The organism is Pelotomaculum schinkii (genome assembly GCF_004369205.1).
GTDB classification, from domain to species: Bacteria; Bacillota; Desulfotomaculia; order Desulfotomaculales; family Pelotomaculaceae; genus Pelotomaculum_C; species Pelotomaculum_C schinkii.
On the sequence record NZ_QFGA01000001.1, the window covers coordinates 1,634,169 to 1,656,372 of the forward strand.

The window sequence follows — 22,204 nt, forward strand, 5'->3', positions numbered from 1 at the left end:
CAATTAATAATTCGACAGAAAAATCCACTCTCCTTTTAGAAGCATGTTTTTTTCAGATGTATATACCGTTAGCCCTGCGGCCGCAGAGGAGAAAAACTAAATCCGCGACACTCATTGACGGGAACATGTATTTCGTCAAAGTTTAGTTGTATTTTTTTCTAACTCTCCAAATCCACTGGTTGTTTTTCCTGCGTACGATTTTGCATTTACATCCCTTAAAGCCTGTGCTTGAGCATGCGCGTAGTCCTTAACTGGGTTTGATTCGAAGTGGTCAAAAATTTGCTGAATGGTTCAAAGTTAAAAACAAAGAAGCCTCTCTGCACAGCAAGAGCTGTCTTGAAAGGCTTCATCGCCACCTCATATAACTTCGGTACGGCTCGCTTAGAGCCGTAGGCACTGATTCCCTTTTCCTTTTCCCTGCTGTTAGAACTGGCTTAGCTTGGTAATAATCAGCCATACGCTGTCAAACAAGATTAGTATATTATTAATCATTACGTTCACCTAAGTCTGGACAAGCAGTAAATCTAATTGTAAATATTTGATTATCATCAGCATGGAAAAATTCACCGTGTGTTGTTGGCTGTTTGGCAGTTATCGTCAAGCAGTCCCCATTTTTTTCCCAAATGCTTTGTTCCAAATCATTGGATTCATTATATCTAAACCGTGGGGGATTGGCCAAACGGGCATTGCTTAAACCTTGTACCACATCGGCCAAGCACGGTGAACCGTTTACTGTTACGTTTAACCCCCTTGAGTTGAGCTGACCCAAATAATCATCAGCTATAAGAGCCATGCGTACTCCCAACAATAACCCGGCACACTCCTCCTGGTGGTGGTGCAAGGCCTGTTTCATGAAAATTTCCTGGCGCATTTCCCTTTTTAACGGACGAATATATGGAGTAACCGGGGAGAAAACAATTTCCTGCTCATAATAGGGTTTGATGTCCAGCACAGGAGTCCCGTCCAGGGCATCCAAACCACTGACAAAAAGAAGATTGTCTTGCACCCGATCCAAACGGACTAATGACAAAGCAATTGGATTAGGCCGGCTAAAAGCACGGAGACAGAAAACTCCGTATTCAGGAAGGTTGGGATTAACCTTCCCGGGAACGACTGACAGGATATCGCGCTTCGCCTTGTGAAACCACAATTGAAGCCACAAATGAGAATTTTCCTCGATACGCAGTAACCCGCGTTTGTATTCAGGAAACACCTCAATCAAGGAACCTCCTCCTATAATCGGGACCTGGTCCAGCGCCTTAAAGTCAGACCTGACAATTCCTATTGGTTTTATGGTTATCACACCGGTTTCGTTGTATGAATTCACCTTCCAGCACATCCTTTTCTCCATAATAGGTTTTGCTTCAAATAATTTGCAGAACAATGAGCACGAGCGCAGGGCGCATCAGGCCCCTACCCAGCCGGGCAATTTTCTTTAAATACCCTTCCCGGATTCTTTTGCGGTAAGCATCCAGGCCGGCGGTGGACTCATCCAGGATCAGAAATTCAGGTCCATCGGCCAGTACGGCGGCAATCGCCAGGCTGTCTTGTAACGCTATTATAATCATAACAAAGGGTGCTTTTGCCGCAACCGCTCAAGCCAGTCACACTACCATTTCTCCCCTGGCCACCTGGAAATCGATTCTCTTTAAGACGAGGGCCCACGGCTGGTATCGATAAGCCAAGCCTTGAACCATCACAGCCTCCATCAGCGGGTTCCCGCCTCTATCAGTAAATTTGCCGGTCTGCCAGCAAAATGAAACCCCGCATATGAGTTGTCCCGCTTGTTCGAAAAACTAACCGGCCTCATCCTTCACGCATGTTCCAATCCCGTTTTTGGAATTTCCAAATCTGCTGTACGATTTTGAACGCAATAATTCCGCCCAACCCGCCGGACAGGGCAGCGACGCTCAAACTTAAGACCAGGGGAACAAGAGGAAGACGATAGTTAATGAAATTTACCATAGCGGTACCGGCAATGTTGCACAACATCCCCGCCAGAAAGGCGCACGGCAGGCAGCAAACCCGGTGACCGATGAGGAGCAGCCCCAGGTCAGCCAGAATACCCGGCGTAGTATAACTCAGTAAGCTCATCGCTCCTTGCGAGCCAACCATACCAGTGGCCATTACCAAGATGGCCTGGACCAAGCCAATCAGGGTCATCGTACCCCTTTTACCAGTAATCCCAAACCCCAAGACCAGCCACACCATATAGAAGCCGCCTGTTACTGCTCCCGGGGGGATTAAGAGCGGTCCGGTAAGGATATGAGACAAGGGTACTAGTACTGGTTTGATGGCAATTCCCAGAGCGGACATCATGGCTATGATGATCAAATCATAGAGAGAAAACTTATCCAGAAATTTATGCCAAACATGCACGGATTCTCACCTCGTTTTATCACTGGTTGGTTAGCATGAACAACTGCCCCGTGACGGGGTCTTTTTAGACTGTGCCCATCTTGTCATACAGATTACCCTGGCCCAGGTCAACATTCCAGCGCATGACCAGAGAGAGCGTCAACCCGCAGGCAAACACCAGTATGGCATCCACGATGTTGCTAGCTCCCTCAAGAGGATTGGTCCCTTCAGGTGTTTTACGCCTCCTGCTTCTCAATCCCCCGCCCACGGGAAAACACCTCCAATAAGCTTCCATCAAGGCCTCAAGTGAACTGAAGTAATCCTCATACCACCTCTTCCGCAGGCGGGAGATGGCAAAAGGCGACGCCGTCTGCACGAAATGGTACGCATTGTATCTCTGAGCGGCATCAACATAAAAATTGTCACATTGCTACCTCTCTCGTATATTCCATATATCTTCTCCCCAACCCGAACAGAAATAAGCTTCCAAATAATGCTGCGGCAAAAATATCCATCCTGTTCTGCTCCTTCTGCTGCTGCAGGGGCACGGCATCGGCCGACATCTCGAATACGCGCCAGGGTTGGTAGCCCGCCTGCCCTGAGGAGACACTGGTGGTTGTGGAACCGGCGACGGACTTATCCTTTTCCGCCAGGTAGCGCTGAGCAGGCGCCGGCGGCCCGGCAGGAGTCCTCTGCGCCCCATCCCGGTGAGAACCGGCGTCGGTGGGTGCGACACCCTGCGCACCGGCGTCCTGGTCCGGACCGTTCACGACGCAGGTGGCCGTCATGTTGCCGACCACAGTGCTCACGGTGATAACGGCCGTACCCGGGCCGACAACCGTCACCAGTCCTTTGTTATCCACCGTGGCCACCCTGGTGTCGCTGGAACTCCAGTGCACGCTCTTGTCTGTTGCTTCATCCGGAGCTACGTTCGCCGTCAGCCGGACCGTGCTGCCGACCTTCAGTTCAACCATGTTCCGGTCGAGGGTGACCCCGGCCGGCGGCATGCCGCCCAGCATTACCTCTATCGCGTGCACCCATTTGACAGACTGGGGAGCGGTATGCTCACCGGGGTCGCTCTGGCCAAACAGCAGCCTGAACCTGGTCGAGGTGTCGTAAGCGCTGAAATCCGGGGCAGCGTCAAACCGCTGCCAGTTGTCCTTGTACGCTATGATCGGCTCCACCCGGACCGCCCCGTATACCGCCTCGGGTGTGGACGAGGCGGTCTCATAATCCCAGCCTGAAGGCAGATTCGGATAATAGAAACGGGGGATGTCCAGCAGGAAAGACTTGTCTAAACATTGGTACCATCCCTTTTTGACATCGGTTGAGAAAAAATAAAATTTCTGCACGGAGTTTACGTCGATGCGGGCGTCTTCCAGCAAATCGGTCAACTTGACCCCTGTGGCCGCGTCCACGCACACCGCCGGCAGGCTGTCGATGAAGGTATAGGCCTGCCTGACCTGCGGCAATGCGTCCAGGTCGCTGAGCGTGTAGACCTTCTTCGTGTAATAGGGCCCGCCGAAATAGCCGACCTTAATCGTCAGCGTGTCGGCCGCCACACCTGTAACGCCGGTGCCGCAGCCGGTGCTCGCCACGGCCGGCCCGGCAATCCACAACGGGCTGAGCAGCGCGGCCAGCAGCATTACGCCGGCGACGGTTTTCCACGGCCTGGGTCTGAATTCCAGCCCTCTCAACTTCATTGCTCTTCACTCCAGCGCATCAAGCGCAAAATCATGGCCGCCGTTTCCGCCCGGGTGGCAGTCACTTGCGGGGCGAAGGTGTCTTCGCTCAAGCCGCTTACTATGCCGCAAGACACCGCCAGGTATATTTCATTTCCCGCCCACGGCGATATATCCCCTTTATCTTTGAACTTGTTGATTACCTGCTCAGTTACACTATGCGACAGATCCGCCGTCGACTTCATTTTCAGAGCCCGGGAAATAATCACTGCCATTTGTTCCCGGGTGATGTTGTCATCAGGAGCAAATATGTCGTCGCTATAGCCCATGATTAACCCCGCCTGAACTGCCGCCGCCACGTAATCGTGATACCAAGCCCCGGCGGGCACATCTTGAAAAGAAATACCCGTATTCTGCTCAGCCTTGATATTTAAAGCCGCAGTCAGCAGCTTGGCAAATTGGGCGCGGGTGATTTTTTCTTCCGGTTTGAATTCCGTGGCGGTCACCCCGTCGATTATTCCTTTTTCCGCTAAAGCTTTAATTTCGTCCCTGGCCCAGTGCCCTGCTATGTCCGCAAAATCCCTAGCTAGAGCAGGCATTGCCGTTCCTGCCGTTTCGCCTTCTGCTTCGTTTTCAGGGTTCTCTATGTTATATTGAAAAGTTGCCGTCTCACTGTCTAATTTGCCGAAACCAATGGTTTTTGCCTTGATTGTCAAATTGCCGTTGACCGGCACCGGCTTGTTCAGTTCCGGACGGAAGCTGGGGTAACTGATATTAAATATGTAACTTCCATAAGCAGGTTCACTCCCGTCAAGGGTGTAGTACACCATGACATTATCCGCGGCCTCATCCGGTTTCTTCAGAGTTACTTTCGTACCCGGGGCAACCGTGCCGGACGGGATATCGGCGGTGGGCGCCTCCCACTGATCCAGGGGCGCCGTCAACACTTCAATGACTCCCCCGTTGCACATTTCCTGAATCATCACACAATCGCCGCCGGTGGGTTCATTCGGCGCACGCTGGCCAAAACATATCCGGCCCTGGGAATCGTTCAGAGCAATTATCGTTTCAACCAGTGTTTTTCCCTTCTCGCCGCGAATGGGCGGCCAATCCGCCAGATCGCCGGGATTTTCACCCTCGGGGAAATAATACCGGGGTTCTTCCAGCAACTGTTCCCTGGTGAAATCAGCGTGCACAAACCTGCCGCCGGCTGGTTTTAACCTGAGCAAAGTAGCGTTATCTTTTAAGCCGGCCACGTCTAAAATGCTTTGCAGCGACGGTCCGGTCATATCTTGAAAAACTTTCAGCGCCGGCCAGTGGTTGTACCCGGAATAAGTGTAAGTTTTTTGCGGCAGCGCCTGTAAATCGGCCATGGTAAAGGTCACTTCTTTCTCAACCCCGTCGCCTGTCACCGTCAGCGCCGCCGGCTCAGCCGCGCACGCCCCCCGCGGCACGGCCATGACCAGCAACCCGGCGACCATGCTCAGCCCCACCACAGCAGCCAGAATTTTATGAAGTTTAAAACTCCTGCTGTTTATCATTGCTCTCCCCCTCGCACTAAATATTAAACGTATATTTTCAGCAAAGCCGCAACTCAACACTGTGTTTATCACCGCTCACTCCCGTGCTCCGCGCCGGCGGCGCTTACTGCAGCTCCAGGCTCACGAGCCATTTGGTAAAGCGCTGCCCGGATATGTCGTTGCAAACAATGACTTGCAGGCTCCCCTCCCCGCCCGCCTTGGTTTGCAATGATTTGCCATTATCGGCATAGACAATATACACATTGTCCGGTTGGAGGACTTCAGACATTTCCAGCACCTGGCTGTAGTAGTCGACACCCCTGGTAATGATTTTTTTGTGCTTTTGGGTCAGTCCGGGATCAATACTGTTCAACACACCCAGGAGCGGTGTGCCGGTGAATTCGTGCTCACTACTGTTTTCACCGCTATTTCCGCTATTATTGCCGCTATTGTTGCCGCAATTATTGCTGCAATTGGATTGAACCACCACTTTCTTCTCAACGGCCGGCAATTTCCGGAGGTCGGCGACGGTAAAGCTGCCTAATGTGGCGGCACCGGCTTTAATTACGACCGTTCCTTCTTGCGGGCCGCTTTTACCGCGGCTTACAAACAAGCAGACGGCAATAATCAGGACCAGCAGCCCAATCCCCAAAGCCGGCCACCTTTTGGAGTTAATAGCTCTATCTTTACTTTCATCAACATTGTTTTCAGTCATTCTGCCACCCCCAGATGGAAATTTCCGTCCGAACGGACTTTGACAGACACACGACCTACAGGCTCCATATAACTAGACAAAACCGGATTTACCTGCTAAACACCATATTCTCTTACTGAGCGGCAGGGGAATTGATATAATTCAAGAATCGTTTCAGGATCGCCGCGCTTTGGGCCCGGTCGGCGTTTGTCTGCGGTGAAAAGTCCCCGCCGGGCAGGCCCTTGATGATCCCGGCCCGGACGGCCAGGGCCACATCTTCCTCCGCCCAGGGTGAAATTAATTGCCGGTCCTTAAACTGAGCCAGCTGCCGTTCCAGCTCGCCGCCGGATAAAGCATCCTCTTTCCCGGCGGCACGCGCCGCCCGGGCGATCATGGCCGCCATTTCCTCCCGGGTGATGAAAGCATCCGGCTTAAAGAAACCGCCGTCATAGCCCGTGAGGATCCCTTCATATGTGGCGGCGGCCACACTGCCGGCATACCATGCCGTACCGGCGACGTCTTGAAACTGCCCTTCCTGCAAAACACCCTCCGGCAAGCCCAGAGCTCTCACCAAAAGGGCGGCAAATTCAGCCCGGGTGATGTCGCTGCCGGGTTCATAAGTAGTCTCGCTTTTGCCGTAGATTAGCTTCCTGGCAGCCATAAATTCAATATCCTCTCTGGCCCAACTGTCCTGGATATCGGAAAAGGCCAGACCTTTTTCAGCGACTGCAGCTTCTTGCCCGGCAGGTCTATCCTCAACAGCCTGTTCAGCAGCTGACTGACCAGACGGCGAATCGTCCACTGTGAACGTGAAGGTGACCACCTCGCTGTCCCGTTTGCCCCATCCGACGGTTTTAGCTTTAATAATGGTGTCCTTCTCCACGGCAATCGGCTTGTTTAATGTCGGGACGTGGAAGCTGACATTGTAGATCTTGCTTTCCAGGCCCGGTGTGCCGCCGTCGGTGGTATAATAAATTTTTACTTTCGGGTCGCCATCCAGAATGATTTCCGAACCTTTTTTAATCTTGCCGCCCGGCGCCGCGACTTCTTGCCGGGTATCAGGGTCGATAATTTTTGCCGAGGGCTGTTCCCACCGCGCCGGGGAATCCGTCGTAACGGTAATGGTCTTTAACCTTTTAACATACTCGCAAAGAATTTGTTCCGTCAGCGCCCGCTGGCCGAAACACAACACCGGCGTGTCACGGTCGCTCATCTTCGCAAAATCGTCGTCATCCTCCACCCGCTGCAGGGCAATCACCGGCTGCACCGCTTTTTTGCCGACGGCTGACGATTTCATCAAATTGGGGAAATAGTAGCGTCTCTCATTCAACAGTTCATCCACGGTGAAGTCGATACGGTAACCATCGCTGCCCCGGAAAGTAATCATTTGGGCTTCCGGTTTCATTTCAGCCTTTTCCAGCAGGGTCCGCAACAGAACACCCTCCGCAGCCACAAATAGATTGCTGGGCCAGTCACTGACCACTGAAAATATCTCTCTTTCCTGGCTCATTGCCTCCAGTTCGGCGCGGGTAAAAGAAATTTCCTTTTCCACCCCGTCGCCGTTAATGGTAAGAATAGCTCCCGCCGTCGTCTGGCCGCCGGAGCCATCCGCTGAAGCTACTGAAAATTTATATCTTTTTAATTCCGGCTGGCCCGCGCCGCCGACGATAATGGTGTATTTGCCTTCGGCCGCCGCCGGAGACAGCGTGAAGCCGGCTGCAAAAACACCGTTTTCCACTTGGGGTTGACAGCTATATACCAACCCGCCCTGTTCATCCTGGACAGTTATGGAAACTTCGGTTAGATTTTGCGCCGTTCCCTCCATTTCAACCCTGTCGCCCGGCCCGTACACGTGGTGGGAGCTGTGCGAAGCGAGATTCACCTTGACATCCCCGTCATCCGCGTAACCGGCGCCGGACAGCAGCAACATGGACAGAACCGTCAAAACACATAGTAAATACTTACCAATCCGGAGCGTTTTCATGATGTTTTCTTTCTCCCTTGTAAAACATTTATGGTCATTGTACTTGCTTATACAGCCGCAGAACCATGACCGCGGCCTCGGCCCGGGTGGCAGTAGCCTGCGGAGCGAAGGTGCCGTCGCCCATGCCGCTGATTATGCCGCACGATACCGCCAGCGCAATATCCTGCCTGGCCCACGGTGATATATCCTCTTTATCAGTGAACTTGTCAATTCCCTGGTCAGTGATACTATGGGATAAATCTTCAGTTATTTTCATTTTTAAGGCCCGGGTAATGATCACGGCTATTTGCTCCCTGGTTATGCTTTCATCCGGAGCAAAAGTATTATCGTCAACACCCATGAGCAACCCTGCCTTAACCGCCGCCGCCACATCGTCGTGATACCACGCACCCGCGGGCACATCGCTGAAGGAAAGGGCCACACCCGGCTTAACCTCGATGCGCAAAGCCCTGACCAGCCACTGGGCAAACTGGGCGCGCGTTGTTTTTTCTTCCGGATTGAATGCCGCGCCGGTCCCGTCGATCACGCCTCCTGCCACCAAAGCTTTGATATCGTCCCTGGCCCAGTGCCCGTCAATGTCTGCAAAATCTCCGGCAGGGGCGGCCGCCGCCTTGTCCTCCGCAGCGTTATCTAATTTATTTGCGCCCGCTTTGTCCGCGTCCGCCGGCTTGCCCGCGGTATTTTCTTCAACCGCGCCGGATTGGGCCGGTAACCCCGTATTGTACTGATAAGTCACCACCTCGCTGTCCAGCTTGCCCATGCCTATTGTTTTAGTTTTAATCACCATACTGCCGTTAATTGGTATGGGCTTGTTCAATTCCGGCTGGAAGGTGGGGTAGCTGATATTGAATATGTCGCTTCCATACGCGGGCCCGCTCCCGTCCAGGGTGTAATACACGATGGCGTGATAAGGCGTCCCGTCCCTGTGCTGCAGGGTTACTTTCGTGCCCGTGGCGACATGGCCGGGCGCGGGGTCGGCGGACGGCGCCTCCCACTGCGCCGGGGGCGCTGTAAATACTTCAATCGTCCCTCCCTCGCAAAGCCCTCCGAGCATCTGGTTCTTGCAGCAAGTCGGCTCGTTCAGCGCGCACTGTCCATAGATTATTTTTCCGTTGGACTCGTTCAGGGCGAGCATCGTCTCCACTGGCACTTTCCCTCTTTCACTGCGGGTGGGCGGCCATTTCCCCAGATTATCCTCGTCTTCACCATCGGGGAAATAATACCTGGGTTCGTCCAGCAACTGTGCCTTGGTAAACTCACTATACACGTCGTCAGACAATTTGCACCTGATCATGGTGGCGTTGTCCTTTAATCCCGCCGCGTCTAAAATGGTTTTCAACGTCGGACCTTTCATATCCTTAAATATTTGCAGGGAAGGCCAGTGGTTGTATCCGGAGTAGGTGTACGTTTTTTGCGGCAGCGCCTGCAATTCGGCCAGGGTGAATTGCACCGTTTTTTCAACCCCGTCGCCCGTCACCGTCAACGCCACCGGCTCAGCCGCGCCCGCACCTTGCGGCGCAACGACGACCAGCAACCCGGCAACCATGCTTAACCCCACTACAACAATTGCCAGCAGTTTATTAAGTCTAAAACCCCTGATGTTTATCATCGCTATCCACCTCACATTGTATTGGAATCAATATAAGTCAAAAACCGTTTCAGGATCGCCGCGCTCTGGGCGCGGTCGGCATAAGTCTGCGGGGAAAAGTCCCCGCCGGACAGGCCCTTGATGATCCCGGCCCGGACAGCCAGGGCCACATCCTCTTCCGCCCAGGGAGAAATCACTTGCCGGTCCTTGAACCGGGCCAGCAGTTGTTCCCGCCCGCTGACGGACAAAGTCTCCTCCTTCCCGGCGGCACGCGCCGCCCGGGCGATCATGGCCGCCATCTCCTCCCGGGTGATTTGAGCGTCCGGCTTAAAGAAGCCGCCGTCATAGCCCGTGATGATCTTTTCATCCGCGGCGGCAGCCACACTGCCGGCGTACCAGTCCGCAACATTCACATCCTGAAACCGCCCTTCCTGCAAAACTCCTTCCGGCAAGCCCAGAACTCTCACCAGAAGGGCGGCAAATTCAGCCCGGGTAATGTCGCTGCCGGGTTCATAAATGGTTTCGCTTTTGCCGTAGATCAGCTTCCTGGCAGCCAGAAATTCAATATCCTCTCCGGCCCAGTTGCCCTGGATGTCGGTAAAGGCCAGACCTTTTTCAGCGGCCGGCGCTTCTTGCCCGGCAGGTTTATCCTCAGCAACCTGCTGAGCAGTTGACTGACCAGGCTGCGACCCGTCCACTGCGAACGTGAAGGTAGCCACCTCGCTGTCCCTTTTGCCGAACCAGACAGCTTTAGCTTTGACCGTGGTGTCGGTTTGCACCAGGATCGGCTCGTCCTGGCCCGCCAGCGGTCCGCAACCGTGGGCGTTGTAGATTTTGCTGTCAAGATCCGGCGCGCTGCCGTCGGTGGTATAATAAATCTTTGTTTTCGGGTCGCCCGCCAGAGCGATTTTTGTGCCGCGCTTTACCACGCCGCCCGGCGTGGCCACTTTTTGCCGGGTGGCCGGATCGATGATTTGCGCCGTTGGCCCGGCCCACTGCCCCGGAGCATCAGTGGTTACGGTGATGGTTTGCAGGATCTTGACGAAACTCAAGAGGGTTTGCTCAGTCCGCGCCCGCTGGCCAATACATAATACCGGCGTATCCTGTTCGCTCATCTGGCTGAAATCAGTGGACCGCTCCGCCTTTTTCAGGGCTATTACCGGCTCCACCTCTGTCCCGGCGGGGAATATGTAACGTTTTGTTTCCAATAATTCATCTCTGGTGAATTCGGCCCTGTACCCGTCGCTGCCTGTAAAAGTTATCATCCGGGCTTCCGGTTTCATTCCGGCCTTAGCCAGCAAGGCCCGCAGCGGCACCCCCTCCGCGGCAACCGATAAATCCGCGGGGAAATCGTTTGTCGCGGAAAACACCGCGCTTTCCTGCTCCATCGCCGCCAGTTCGGCCCGGGTAAAGACAACTTCCCGCGGCACCCCGTCTCCTGTGATATACAGCAGGCCGATCTTCTGCGTCACGCGAGCGTCCGCATAGCCGCCGGCCTTGATAACGACGGCGTAATCCCCGGACGTCCGGAACACACTTTTATCGATGGTGATCTTGCCGGCGTCTATGGCGTATTTCCCGGCCTCCAGCGCCGCGCCGTCCACGCTGACCCCGCTGACCGCCCCCCGCCAGGCCGCGTCGTCCGCGAAGGTCAGTTCCACCGGCTTCCTGATCACGTTCTGCGCCGCGTCCGCCGCCAGGGCGGGCGCCGCTTTCAGCCCGCCCTGGGACGACAGCGCGTCGCCGGCGGCCTCCGCCGCCTTGACCGGCTGCGCAAGGTTATGGCTTAACAATATCGCCATAGCGCATACTGCCGGGAACAGTGCGCGCAATATCTTGCTTTTAAGGCTGGACAAAAACATCTCCTCCCAAGAAATATTGATGTATATGACGGGCATACCTACAGACCAGTAATGTTGATGGAATAGCTAAAGTAATCGTTGCAATGTTTTGCACCAGGTTGGGATTGTCGGTGGTTGCGTGCTTAGAGAGCACATCGTATTAAGTGGTTTTGAAGTATTTGAAGTGGCTTTGTTTAAGATGGCTTCGCGGCTGATAAATAATATCCAAATTATCATTTTCAATACATAAACAGCCAAACCTTTACAATACAAAGTATAAACCAACATAACATGATTGTCAATCAACGGCAATACTGTTTGATCATGTCATGTTGACTATTCCCCTGCGAGCACGCTGCTTGTAAAAAACAATGATATTTGTTATTATGTATATGTTTATTTTGTCGAAAAAATCTACCCGCGGCATGACCGCAGTTTTCAGACACGAAGTTTTCCTGCCGTTGATGGGAAAAACTGCCCTCCGGGGCGTTACTTTTTATAGATTGGGCCGCGGCAGCATTGACTCAATACACTCCGTTCCTTGACCGGTTTCCATTCGCTTATCCAATATGGGCCAGCTGGTTCACTTGCGGGACAATCCTTTCATGCTGCTGCGGCTTATTATTTCCGTTCAGGTCGATAATGTGATGGCCGGGATATTGATCACAACACCGGATTGAGTAAATTACAGAACATAAGGTTTCTCATTAGCAAGTTTAAAGGACCGCTCCCTGGGCGGTCCTTTAAATGGATTGGTCCGCAGCAGCTTGGGCTCAATCTACTTGGTTACTTGATTGGTTTCCATTCGCTTATCCAAATATGTGTTTACTGGTTCACTTTCAAGACAACCGTACTCAGACCTTTAACCCACATCTGCATGGTGTCCTCATCGGCGCCGCCTGTCGGACCCGGCTGACCGTAGAAATTCCTGGGACAGTTGGCAGGGCTGAAATCACCGGTATCACGAGTACGATACTGAGTGGCAATAATGGGGGCCACCGCAGTTCCCGGGGACGTAGTTGGCGAATAATAATAATATCCGCTCAAGTCGCCCAGGGTGATGGCGCCGTAGTCATCGGTATCGTAGCCGTCGCTGCCGATAAACTCGACGTAATCCACATCGCCGCTGCTAAAGCCCGATCCTGTCAAAGCAGTATTGATCATACTAAGCAAATTCTGGCCTTTGGCGTCATAATACTTGTAGGTACCCTGATTGCAGTAATAGCTGGAGTAAGTAAGTGGATCACCGGTAGTAGGATCAAGCGAGGTCAAAGTATAGGGCGCACCGCTGCCATCCTGCAATTGAAAGGTTACGCTCGCAAAGGCGGCCGGAGCCATCAAGCCAATCATTAAGGCCATACCGAACAGGATCCCGATGATTTTTCCGCTTTTTAGTCTCATTTGACAAACCTCCTAATTTTTTTTTTGCTGCCGCGGCCCAAATTGCTTTTCTTTAAGGTTAATAATTCAGCTCTATTCGCCCCCCCTTTCCACAATCAAAAAGCCATGAATTTTCTTTCATCACCCTGTGAGCTTGGAGATCAGGCTGAAAAAACATAGTCATAGAATTAAATCCACCATTCAGGAAGATATTATTCAATTTCTCAAGGTTATTTTTCAGCACCGGACAACACACTTACATCCTTAAGCTGCTCATTGATCTGGTCCATGTCAGAGCGTATGCCCAGTTTTTTGAGGGAACCGTCCCGGAAGATCACCGTGGCGTTTGATATAGTCAGCACATTGCTCAACCCGGTCACTTCCGCTTCATTAAAAGGGGGAAACTTGCCCCAGAGCGCGACCGTGCCGTCCTCCTTCACGGCAAAGGCCCCGGCCCACTTGGAAACGGCCACCACGCCGCGCAGCCCGGCCGGCACATTGCGGCTGCCATAGTAGTTGTCGCCCCAGACCACCACGGTGCCGTCGTCCTTTAAGGCGGCGCAGGTCGCGCCGTTGACGGCGATATCCACCACCCCGCTCAAGCCTGCCGGCACGTCGCATTGGCCGCAATAATACATTTCATCCGGGGAATTGTTGCTCCCCCAGGCGGCCACGGTGCCGTCATTTTTCAAGGCCAGGGAAAAATCGTTGCCGGCATAAACACGGGCCACGCTGTGCAAATCTTCCGGCACATCGCACTGGCCATGGTCGTTGTCGCCCCAGGCGACCACCGTGCCGTCTGTTTGCAGGGCCAGGCAATGGGTCTCGCCGGCGGCAATGGCGGTAACCTGGGCAAGGCCTGCGGGGACGTCGCACTGGCCGTTGACATTGCTGCCCCAGGCCACTACGGCGCCGTCCGCCTTTAAGGCCAGACAGCAGGCGTTAAAGTTATTAATCGCCAGCGCGGTAACATTTTTGACGTTTTCTGGCACTTCGCACTGCTTATCCCGGTTATTGCCCCAGACGACGACGGTGCCGTCCTCTTTTAAGGCCATCACATTGAAATAGGCGCTGGCTATGGCTTTGACTTTATTTAAGCCCGCCGGTATCTCAGTCAGCCCATAGTCGTCCTTGCCCGTAAGGGCCACTTGCACGGCGCCGTCCCGGTTCAAAACCGCGATGCCGTAATACAGCCAGCCGATCCTGGCGGCGGCTTGGCCGTACACGCCGGCGGCGTAAGCCGCGGGTGTTTGAGGGATGTCCGGAGACGGCCCGCCGTGCGCAGCGGCGCCGGCAAAGATGTTCAGCCCGGCGGGCACATTGCACTGGCCTTGAAAATTGCCTTTATAGTAGTCAAGCGGGTTGCCCCAGGCTGTCACCGCGCCGTCGCCGTTCAGGGCCAGCAGGTAGTTGGGGCCGGCGCTGAGAGCCAGGATTTCCCGGTCCGGCCGCAGCGGCAGATTGAAATCTATATTCCGGCCAAGATCATCTCCCCAGACCGCCAGGCTGCCGTCCCATTGCAGGGCGGCCGCGTAGTTGTCTCCCGCGGTAATGGCTTTGACATATTGAAGATCTGGACATTTGAATTTTGTTTCCTGTCCCCGCAAATCGCTATGGCTTTGCCCCCATGCAACCAGCGTACCGTCCGCTTTCAGGGCCAAGGCATGACTCTTGCCGGCGGCGACGGCCACCACCTGGTTAAGATTGGCGGGCACGTCGCACTGGCCGCTGCTGTTGTCGCCCCAGGCGCTGACCGTGCCGTCTGCTTTAAGGGCCAGCACATAGTTGGGGCCGCACTTGATCTCCACCACGTTTTCCAGCCCGGACGGTACGTCGCACTGGCCGCTGCTGTTGTCGCCCCAGGCGAAGACCCGGCCGTTTTGGTCCACGGCGGCGGAAAACAGGTCGCCGGCGGCAATACCCGCAGCTTGTCCCAGAGCAGCCGGCACATCTGCCTGGCCATAATCATTCATTCCCCCCGCCCCCCAGGCAGCCACCCGGCCGTTTTTTTTCAGGGCCAGGCTGTGGCAGGCGCCTCCGGCCACGGCAATGACCTCATCCAAGCCCGCCGGCATGTTGCACCGCCCGTCACTGCTGTTGCCCCAGGCGGCCACGGTGCCGTCCTCTTCCACGACCAGGCTGTGCTCGCTGCCGGCCGCCAGGCGCCGGGCCCAGGCGGCAGGCTCGCTTTCCCGGTAGGCCTGCGGGGTCTGCGGCAGGGCGTAGCCGGCCCTGACCCGCTTGACATGAAGCGTGTAAATGCGCTCGCTGCCGTTCTCCGCCTTTACTTTGACCTGAATGGGGTTATCGCCCTCCGCCAGATCCTGCGCGTCGATGACCGTGGCGGCGCCGGCCACCGCCGGCTCTCCGTTGATCTCCAGGCCGGCCTTGCCGCTGAAGGTCCCGGCGGTAAGGCGCACTTCCCTGGCCTCATAAGCCACATCTGTGACGCCTTCCGTCCGCTCACTGCTGAATTGAGGATAAATGCCGCAGGTATTGCGCTGCTCTTCACCCTCTATATTTGTCACGCTTTCCACGCTGAGGCTGCTGAGCCGGTTGTTGCCGCTGACTGCGTCAAACAGGTTCAGTTGCTCCGGCACGTCGCACTGGCCGTTGTTGCTGCGCCCCCAGGCGACTACCGTGCCGTCCCCTTGCAGGGCGTAAAGGCTGCCGGATCCGGCTGCCAGCGCCCGCACCTGCGCCAAATCAGCAGGCACTGCCAGCAAGTCGCTATTATCACCCCACACCGTCACCTTGCCATCCGCGGTAAGCGCCGCGGAGCAATCGCTGCCGGCGGCAATCGCCCGCACCCCGGACAGTCCTGCCGGAACACGGTCTTGATAATCGCCGCCGCTCCAGCTGACTACCCGGCCGTCTGCCTTCAGAGCCAGGACATGCCGGCTGCCGGCTGCCAAGGCTACCACCTTTTCAGGGAACCCGGCGGGCAATTCGCCGGTACGGAAATTGTCGCGCCAATCCCAGGCCGCTACCTTGCCGTCTTCCGTGAGGGCCAGCACGTACATGCTGTTTACCGCGACGGTCACGGGCGCTTTGGCGCTTTCCAACACCCGGCTGAAGCTTTTTTGTTCTTCTGTATCGTAGCCCCAGACCACGATCTTGTTGTCTTCGCCAAGGGCGGCGGATATGCCGCCCCAGGCGGCCAGCGCTTTAACCCGCGCCCCGGCCAGGGCGGCGGGAACGTCACCCTGGCCGTTCCGGTTCAGCCCCCAGCCGGCGATCGTGCCGTCCTCTTTTAAAGCCAGCGTGTGGCAGCCGCCGGCGGCCAGCGCCTTGACTGTGATAACCCCGGCCGGTACGGCCAGTTGGCCGTAGCTGTTGTCACCCCAGGCCGCCACCGTGCCATCCGCCAGCACCGCGGCCGCATGACTGCCGCCGCCCGCCAGCCGTGCGGCCAATTGCGCATAGCTGCCGGCGGCGTAGGCCGCCGGGGTCTGCGGCGGCAGGCTGCTTTCACTCGCCCCGGCTGCCGGCATGCAGGCGAATATCATTATGAAACAGGTCAATAGCCAAGATATTTTTTTCATCTATACCTATCCTCCTGTCTGCCCGGATTGAGGCATGCTGGCCTGGCCGCCGGCCATGGCGGCATGTAAAGGGTTAATTATCTATCCCGAAACTCAGGCTCTGATTGGCTGCGGCGCGGGGCACCATGGTGTCCCAGCCGTCCCAGACAAAGACGTCCACGTAGGCCGGCCCGCTGACGCCGGACGGCATGGTGAAGTCGGCGCTGACGCTGGAGCCGGCAACCGGGATGTCGCCGGCCAGTCCCACACAGCCCAACACTTGGCCGCCGCCGCTGCTGGCGGCGCCACTGCCGCCGCGCACCTGGATGATGGTCAGGCCGGCAGTCGGAACGGCGTTGTTATTGCCCACGAAGGTTTTGATGCGGTAGCCGCCCTGGCCGGGCACGGAACTGATGCTCTGGCCGGCCGGGTTGAGCAGTTCGGCCTTATTGACGGCAAAATAGTGGCCGGACAGGACGTTGAGCCCGGCCAGCCCCGCGTTAACGGCGGCTGCAACTGCACCGTCGCCAAACATCCTGAAGGCGCCGTCCCGGAAGATAATTGTATCATTCTTTATGGTTAAGACCTGGCTCAAGCCGGTCCACTCCGTATCGTCAGTCACAGGAGCATTGCCCCAGACTACTACTGTGCCGTCGGTCCTGATAGCCTTAACTCCGTCACCCAGCGCTACGGCGGCCACGTCATGCAAGCCGGGCGGCACGTTGCGCTTGCCGTAGAGGTTGTCACCCCAGACGACGACGGTGCCGTTGTTTTTCAAGGCGACGCAGGTGTTAGTGTCGATAACAATATCCACCACCCCGCTCAAGCCTTCCGGCACGTCGCACTGTCCGCAATAGTACGAACTATCTCCGTTATAATTGCTTCCCCAGGCCACCACGGTGCCGTCGTTTTTTAAAGCCAGGGAAAAGTTGTAGCCGGCGTAAATGCGCGCCACATTATTCAAGCCCGCCGGCACATCGCACTGGCCGCCGGTATTGTCTCCCCAGGCCGCCACGGTGCCGTCCGCCTTCAGGGCCAGGCAGTGCTTGTCGCCCACGGCGATGGCGGCGACATTGGCCAGATCCGCCGGCACCTGGCACTGGCCGTATACATCGCCGCCCCAGGCCGCCACGGCGCCGTCCGCTTTCAAGGCCAGGCAGCAAGGTGAAAATTGATTGCCCATCGCTATGGCGGTGACATCCCGCACGCTGGCGGGGACATCGCACTGCCCGTCTCCGTTATAGCCCCAGACCACTACCGTGCCGTCCTTTTTCAAGGCCATCCCGGTAATATCCGCAATTGCGATGGCGGTGACATTGTTCAGGCCCGCCGGCACGGCGTCTATATCGCCGTCAAACAAATTGTCCGCCTTTCTGATTGCCACTTTTACCGTGCCGTCCATGTTTAAAACACCAAGGCCACTATGCGCAGCGCATATTTTAGCGGCGGCCCGGGCGTAGTCGCTGGCGGCGTAAGCTGCCGGCGTCTGGGGGATATCGGGAGACGGCCCGCTATAAGGTGTATCGCCGGCAAAAAGGTTGAGGCCGGCCGGCACGTCGCACTGGCCGCTTACATTGCCATTGCTGTTAAATCCACTGTTGTCAAGCGGGTTGCCCAGGGCGCTGACGGTACCGTCCGGGTTCAGGCCCAGCAGGTGCTGGGATCCGCCGCTGACGGCCAGATACTCCCGGTCCTGGATCAGGGGGAGACCGAAATCGACGTTCTGGCCATTATAACTGCCCCAAACCACCAGGCTGCCGTCCCATTTCAGGGCGGCCGCGTAATCCTCGCCCGCGCTGATGGCTTTGACAAACTGCAGGTCGGGATGTCCGAAGGACTGGCCTGTATCAGTTTGCCCCCAGGCAACCAGGGCGCCGTCCGCCTGCAGGGCCACGCTGTGGCGCATGCCGGCGGCGACAGCCACCACCTGACTTAGACCGGCAGGCACGTCGCACTGGCCGTAGCGGTTGTCGCCCCAGGCCGCTACCGTGCCGTCTGCCTTGAGGGCCAGGATATGGTTGGCGCCGCACTGGATATCCGCCACATTGCTCAAGCCGGCGGGCAGGTCACACTGGCCGTAGGTATTGCTGCCCCACACATATACCTGGCCGTTTTGCGTCAGGGCGGCGGAAAAATTGCTGCCGGCGGAAATGTCCACCGCCTGGCTCAGGCCGGCGGGCACGTCGCACTGGCCGTCACTGTAACTGCTCCCACTGGGAGGTCCCCAGGCCACCACGGCGCCGTCCGCCTGCAGGGCCAGGCTGTGCACTCTTCCGGCCGCCACCGCCACAACATTGCCCAGCCCGGCCGGCATGTTGCACTGCCCGTTACTGCTGTTGCCCCAGGCGGCCACGGCCCCGTCTTTTTTCACGGCCAGGCTGTGCCTGTCGCCGGCCGCCAGCCGCCGGGCGTAGCCGGCCAACTCGCTCTCCCGGTAGGCATGCGGGGTCTGCGGCAGGCTGTAGCCGGACCTGACCCGCTTGATATGCAGGGTGTAGCTGCGCTCGTTGCCGCTTTCCGCCTTTACTTTGACCTGCACGGTATTGTCGCCCACCGCCAGGCTTTGCGCGTTGATCACGGCGGCGACCCCGGCCGCGGCCGGCGCTCCGTTGATCTCCAGGCCGGCCTTGCTGCTGAAGGGCTGCGCGGTAACGCGCACTTCCTGAGCCTCATAAGCCACATCCGCCACGAACTCGCTTTGTTCGCTGCTGAAGGCGGGATAGATGCCGCAGGCGGCGCCGTCACCGGTCGCGACGCTGAGACTGGCCAGCCGGTTGTCGTCGCTGACCGTACTGAACAGGTTCAGCCCTGCGGGCACGTCGCACTGGCCATAACTATTACGCCCCCAGGCCACGATCGTCCCGTCTTCCTGCAGGGCGTAAAGGCTGCCGCTTCCGGCGGACAGCGCCTGCACCCGGCCCAAATCAGCGGGGACGGTAAACAGATTGTAACTGTTTTGCCCCCAGACGGTAATGTTCCCGTCAGCGGTAAGCGCGGCGGAGTAATTGTAGCCAGCGCTGACAGCCCGCGCATCAGTCAGTCCTGCGGGTACGGCGTAAGCATAGCCGTCATGGCCCCAGCTTACTACGCTGCCGTCGGCCTTTAAGGCCAGGATATGCTGGCTGCCCGCTTCCAGGGCCACCACATTGCCGCTGAAACCGGCCGGCGCTTCGCAGGGTGAGAAGCTGTTTCGCCAATCCCAGGCCTTTACCGTACCGTCGTCGCAGAGCGCCAGCACATACCGGGTATCCATGGCTATGGACGTCAGGGTCTTGTCGCTAACAAGTATCTGGTCGATTAATGTTTGATTATAATTATTTAAACCCCACACACCTATTCTATTGTCTTCACTGAGAACGGCGGATAAGAGACCCGTGGCAGGAACAGCCACGGCCTTAAATTTGACCCCCGCCAGCTCGGCCGGGAGGTCGCACTGGCCGTAGCTGTTGTCGCCCCAGGCTATTACTGTGCCATCCTCTTTTAAAGCCAGGGTATGATTAACTCCGGCAGCCAGGGCTTTGACTCCGGTGGCCTCGCCTGGCACGTTTAACTGTCCGTAGGTATTATCGCCCCAGGCCCGCACCGCCCCGTCGGCCATAACCACGGCCGCATGATTGCTGCCGCCCCCCAGCCGGGCGGCCAACTGCGCATAATCACTGGCGGCGTATTCCGCCGGGGTCTGCGGCAATCCGCCGCTCCCGGCCCGCATGATGGTGATGGTGTAGGTCTTGACCGTGGTCCCGCCGGCCGCGGTTACCTCCACGGTCACCGCGTTGCTGCCCACAACCAGGTTGCCCACCGCCTGCGTGCTGCCGCTGGTCACTGCCGTCCCGTTGATCTTCAGGGTCGCCGCGGTGTCGGCGGCGGTTGCGGTGATATGCACGCTGCTTACTTCGTTGGGCACATTGACCGTATATCCGGTAGTCCCGGGGTCAAAAACCGGGGCCAGGTCGTAGTTGTACACCGCGCCTGCCACCGTGAGGCCGCTTAAATCGGCGCCGTTGCTCTGTGACGCCGCGGCCCGCTTGATGGTGAGGGTGTAAGTCTTGACCGTGGTCCCGTCCGCCGCGGTCACCTCCACGGTCACCGCGTTGCTGCCCACAACCAGGTTGTCCACGGTCTGCGCGCTGCCGCTGGTCACTGCCGTCCCGTTGATCTTCAGGGTCGCGCTGCTGTCGGCGGTGGTCGCGGTGATATTTACGCTGCTTACTTCGTTGGGCACATTGACCGTATATCCGGTAGTCCCAGCGTCAAAAGCCGGGGCCAGGTCGTAGTAGACCGAACCTGCCACCGAAAGGCTGCTTAAATCAGCGCCATGGTCTTGTGACGCCGCGGCCCGCTTGATGGTGAGGGTGTAGGTCTTGACCGTGGTCCCGTCTATCGCGGTCACTGCCACGTCCACAGAGTTATTGCCCACAGCCAGGTTGTCCACCGCCTGCGCGCTGCCGCTAGTGGCCACCGTTCCGTTGATCTGCAGGGTCGCCGCGGTATCAACGGTGGTTGCGGTGATATTTACGCTGCTTACTTCGTTGGGCACATTGACCGTATATCCGGTAGTCCCGGTGTCAAAAGCGGGATCCAGGTCGTAGTTGTACACCGAACCCGCCACCGTGAGGCCGCTTAAACCGGCGCTATTGCCGGTAAAAGAACTCGAGGCCGCGACCACAAACGTGCCGTCTCCTCGCATGGCGCAAATTGCCGGGCTTCCCAGCCCCCCCGATACGGTTGCGGCAAAAGCTTTTATTCCTGCGCTGGCCGGGATCAGTTCAATTCCATTTTTAGCCGTGCCTAAACAAGTCCTTCCCCAGCCTTTGACTGAGCCGTCGGCAAGCAAGGCCATCGCCGACTGCCAGCCCCCGGCAATGGCTCTTACATCGGCCTCATTTTTTATGTTTTGACAGTTATTGATCTGGGTGCTGTTTCCGGTTATTGATACTGTGCCGTCTTTTTTCAAGGCCAGCCAATGCCATTGCCCTGCAGCTATTGCTACTACCTCTCCGTTTAAGCCATCCGGTATTGTTGTGCAGGCGCTGGCCCCCCATACGTGAACTTCGCCCGCATCATCCAGGGTTAAGGCGACATTGGCGCTTATGGCTATTGCTACTATATTGCCTAAGCCTGCCGGTACTTGATCAAGGTTGTTAGTGGTATGACCCCAGATTATAACGTTATTGTTATTTGTCACCACGGCGGACATGCCGGTTCCGGCGGCTATCAGTTTGATGCTGCCCTGCACTGCCTGCACCTGTTCCGGTATGGTGACGGGCGCTATTGTACCGGATGCATCGGCGGTTGCGGAACCCCAGGCGTAGACCCGGCCGTTTTCGCTCAAGGCCAGGGTATGCCAGCTTCCTGCGGCCACGGCTTTAACTTTGACTCCGCTTAATTCCGCCGGCACTATGCACTGACCGCGAGTGTTGTCACCGCCTACCGCCAGGGATCCGTCCGCCTTGATCAGGGCCAGATGTCCTTCGCCTACGGCCATCCTGGCGGCATACCTGGCATAATCGCTGGCGGCGTATTCCGCCGGGGTCTGGGGCAGGGGGTTGGTTTCATCCGCCATCCCTGCGGGGATATATGAAAAAACCATCATTAAGCAGAGAAAGAGCGAGCATATTTTTTTCATCCAGGTT

Annotated in this window: 13 protein-coding genes; all 13 read right to left on the minus strand. The window is 56.7% G+C overall.

Annotation, left to right across the window (positions count from 1 at the left end; all coding sequences use genetic code 11):
• Nucleotides 1-484 precede the first annotated feature (484 nt).
• The gene (gene tsaA, locus Psch_RS07705; protein ID WP_345789061.1) at nt 485-1,351 is read right to left on the minus strand and encodes a tRNA (N6-threonylcarbamoyladenosine(37)-N6)-methyltransferase TrmO; all 867 of its coding nucleotides are present in this window, start codon (nt 1,349-1,351) and stop codon (nt 485-487) included.
• Between the two features lie 13 nt (nt 1,352-1,364).
• Nucleotides 1,365-1,568 (minus strand): hypothetical protein, encoded by a 204-nt coding sequence (locus Psch_RS07710; protein WP_243123979.1) that lies wholly within the window; start codon nt 1,566-1,568, stop codon nt 1,365-1,367.
• 238 nt (nt 1,569-1,806) lie between these two features.
• Nucleotides 1,807-2,379, minus strand: coding sequence for an ECF transporter S component (locus Psch_RS07715; RefSeq protein ID WP_190239761.1), 573 nt, complete (start codon nt 2,377-2,379; stop codon nt 1,807-1,809).
• 64 nt (nt 2,380-2,443) lie between these two features.
• Nucleotides 2,444-2,734: a hypothetical protein gene (locus Psch_RS21105; RefSeq protein WP_243123980.1), complete on the minus strand. Its 291-nt coding sequence runs from the start codon at nt 2,732-2,734 to the stop codon at nt 2,444-2,446.
• A 46-nt stretch (nt 2,735-2,780) separates the two neighbouring features.
• Nucleotides 2,781-4,061, minus strand: coding sequence for an Ig-like domain-containing protein (locus Psch_RS07730; RefSeq protein ID WP_190239763.1), 1,281 nt, complete (start codon nt 4,059-4,061; stop codon nt 2,781-2,783).
• Nucleotides 4,058-5,581 carry an S-layer homology domain-containing protein gene (locus Psch_RS07735; protein ID WP_190239764.1) on the minus strand — a complete coding sequence of 508 codons (1,524 nt, stop codon included), beginning with the start codon at nt 5,579-5,581 and terminating at the stop codon, nt 4,058-4,060. Before Psch_RS07735 ends, Psch_RS07730 begins: the two co-directional genes overlap by 4 nt.
• A gap of 103 nt (nt 5,582-5,684) precedes the next feature.
• Nucleotides 5,685-6,275: a molybdopterin-dependent oxidoreductase gene (locus Psch_RS07740; RefSeq protein ID WP_190239765.1), complete on the minus strand. Its 591-nt coding sequence runs from the start codon at nt 6,273-6,275 to the stop codon at nt 5,685-5,687.
• A gap of 112 nt (nt 6,276-6,387) precedes the next feature.
• Nucleotides 6,388-8,238 (minus strand): S-layer homology domain-containing protein, encoded by a 1,851-nt coding sequence (locus Psch_RS07745; protein ID WP_190239766.1) that lies wholly within the window; start codon nt 8,236-8,238, stop codon nt 6,388-6,390.
• Nucleotides 8,239-8,272: 34 nt separating this feature from the next.
• On the minus strand, nt 8,273-9,847 hold the full coding sequence (locus tag Psch_RS07750) for an S-layer homology domain-containing protein (protein ID WP_190239767.1): 1,575 nt from the start codon (nt 9,845-9,847) through the stop codon (nt 8,273-8,275).
• Between the two features lie 11 nt (nt 9,848-9,858).
• A complete protein-coding gene (locus Psch_RS07755) occupies nt 9,859-11,682 on the minus strand; it encodes an S-layer homology domain-containing protein (RefSeq protein WP_190239768.1) in 1,824 nt (607 codons plus the stop codon).
• Nucleotides 11,683-12,492: 810 nt separating this feature from the next.
• Nucleotides 12,493-13,068, minus strand: coding sequence for a hypothetical protein (locus Psch_RS07760; protein ID WP_190239769.1), 576 nt, complete (start codon nt 13,066-13,068; stop codon nt 12,493-12,495).
• 209 nt (nt 13,069-13,277) lie between these two features.
• Nucleotides 13,278-16,592: a cadherin-like beta sandwich domain-containing protein gene (locus Psch_RS07765; protein WP_190239770.1), complete on the minus strand. Its 3,315-nt coding sequence runs from the start codon at nt 16,590-16,592 to the stop codon at nt 13,278-13,280.
• 73 nt (nt 16,593-16,665) lie between these two features.
• Entirely contained in the window at nt 16,666-22,197 is a 5,532-nt protein-coding gene (locus Psch_RS07770; protein ID WP_190239771.1) for a cadherin-like beta sandwich domain-containing protein, read from the minus strand.
• Nucleotides 22,198-22,204: the final 7 nt, after the last annotated feature.

What these genes read in the sequence shown, in the direction of transcription:
- Psch_RS07765 (WP_190239770.1), bottom strand. Translation starts at nt 16,592, where the DNA reads ATGAAAAAAATATCTTGGCTATTGACCTGTTTCATAATGATATTCGCC.
- Psch_RS07760 (WP_190239769.1), bottom strand. Translation starts at nt 13,068, where the DNA reads ATGAGACTAAAAAGCGGAAAAATCATCGGGATCCTGTTCGGTATGGCC.
- Psch_RS07770 (WP_190239771.1), bottom strand. Translation starts at nt 22,197, where the DNA reads ATGAAAAAAATATGCTCGCTCTTTCTCTGCTTAATGATGGTTTTTTCA.
- Psch_RS07740 (WP_190239765.1), bottom strand. Translation starts at nt 6,275, where the DNA reads ATGACTGAAAACAATGTTGATGAAAGTAAAGATAGAGCTATTAACTCC.
- tsaA (WP_345789061.1), bottom strand. Translation starts at nt 1,351, where the DNA reads ATGGAGAAAAGGATGTGCTGGAAGGTGAATTCATACAACGAAACCGGT.
- Psch_RS07710 (WP_243123979.1), bottom strand. Translation starts at nt 1,568, where the DNA reads ATGATTATAATAGCGTTACAAGACAGCCTGGCGATTGCCGCCGTACTG.
- Psch_RS07730 (WP_190239763.1), bottom strand. Translation starts at nt 4,061, where the DNA reads ATGAAGTTGAGAGGGCTGGAATTCAGACCCAGGCCGTGGAAAACCGTC.
- Psch_RS07750 (WP_190239767.1), bottom strand. Translation starts at nt 9,847, where the DNA reads ATGATAAACATCAGGGGTTTTAGACTTAATAAACTGCTGGCAATTGTT.
- Psch_RS07745 (WP_190239766.1), bottom strand. Translation starts at nt 8,238, where the DNA reads ATGAAAACGCTCCGGATTGGTAAGTATTTACTATGTGTTTTGACGGTT.
- Psch_RS07735 (WP_190239764.1), bottom strand. Translation starts at nt 5,581, where the DNA reads ATGATAAACAGCAGGAGTTTTAAACTTCATAAAATTCTGGCTGCTGTG.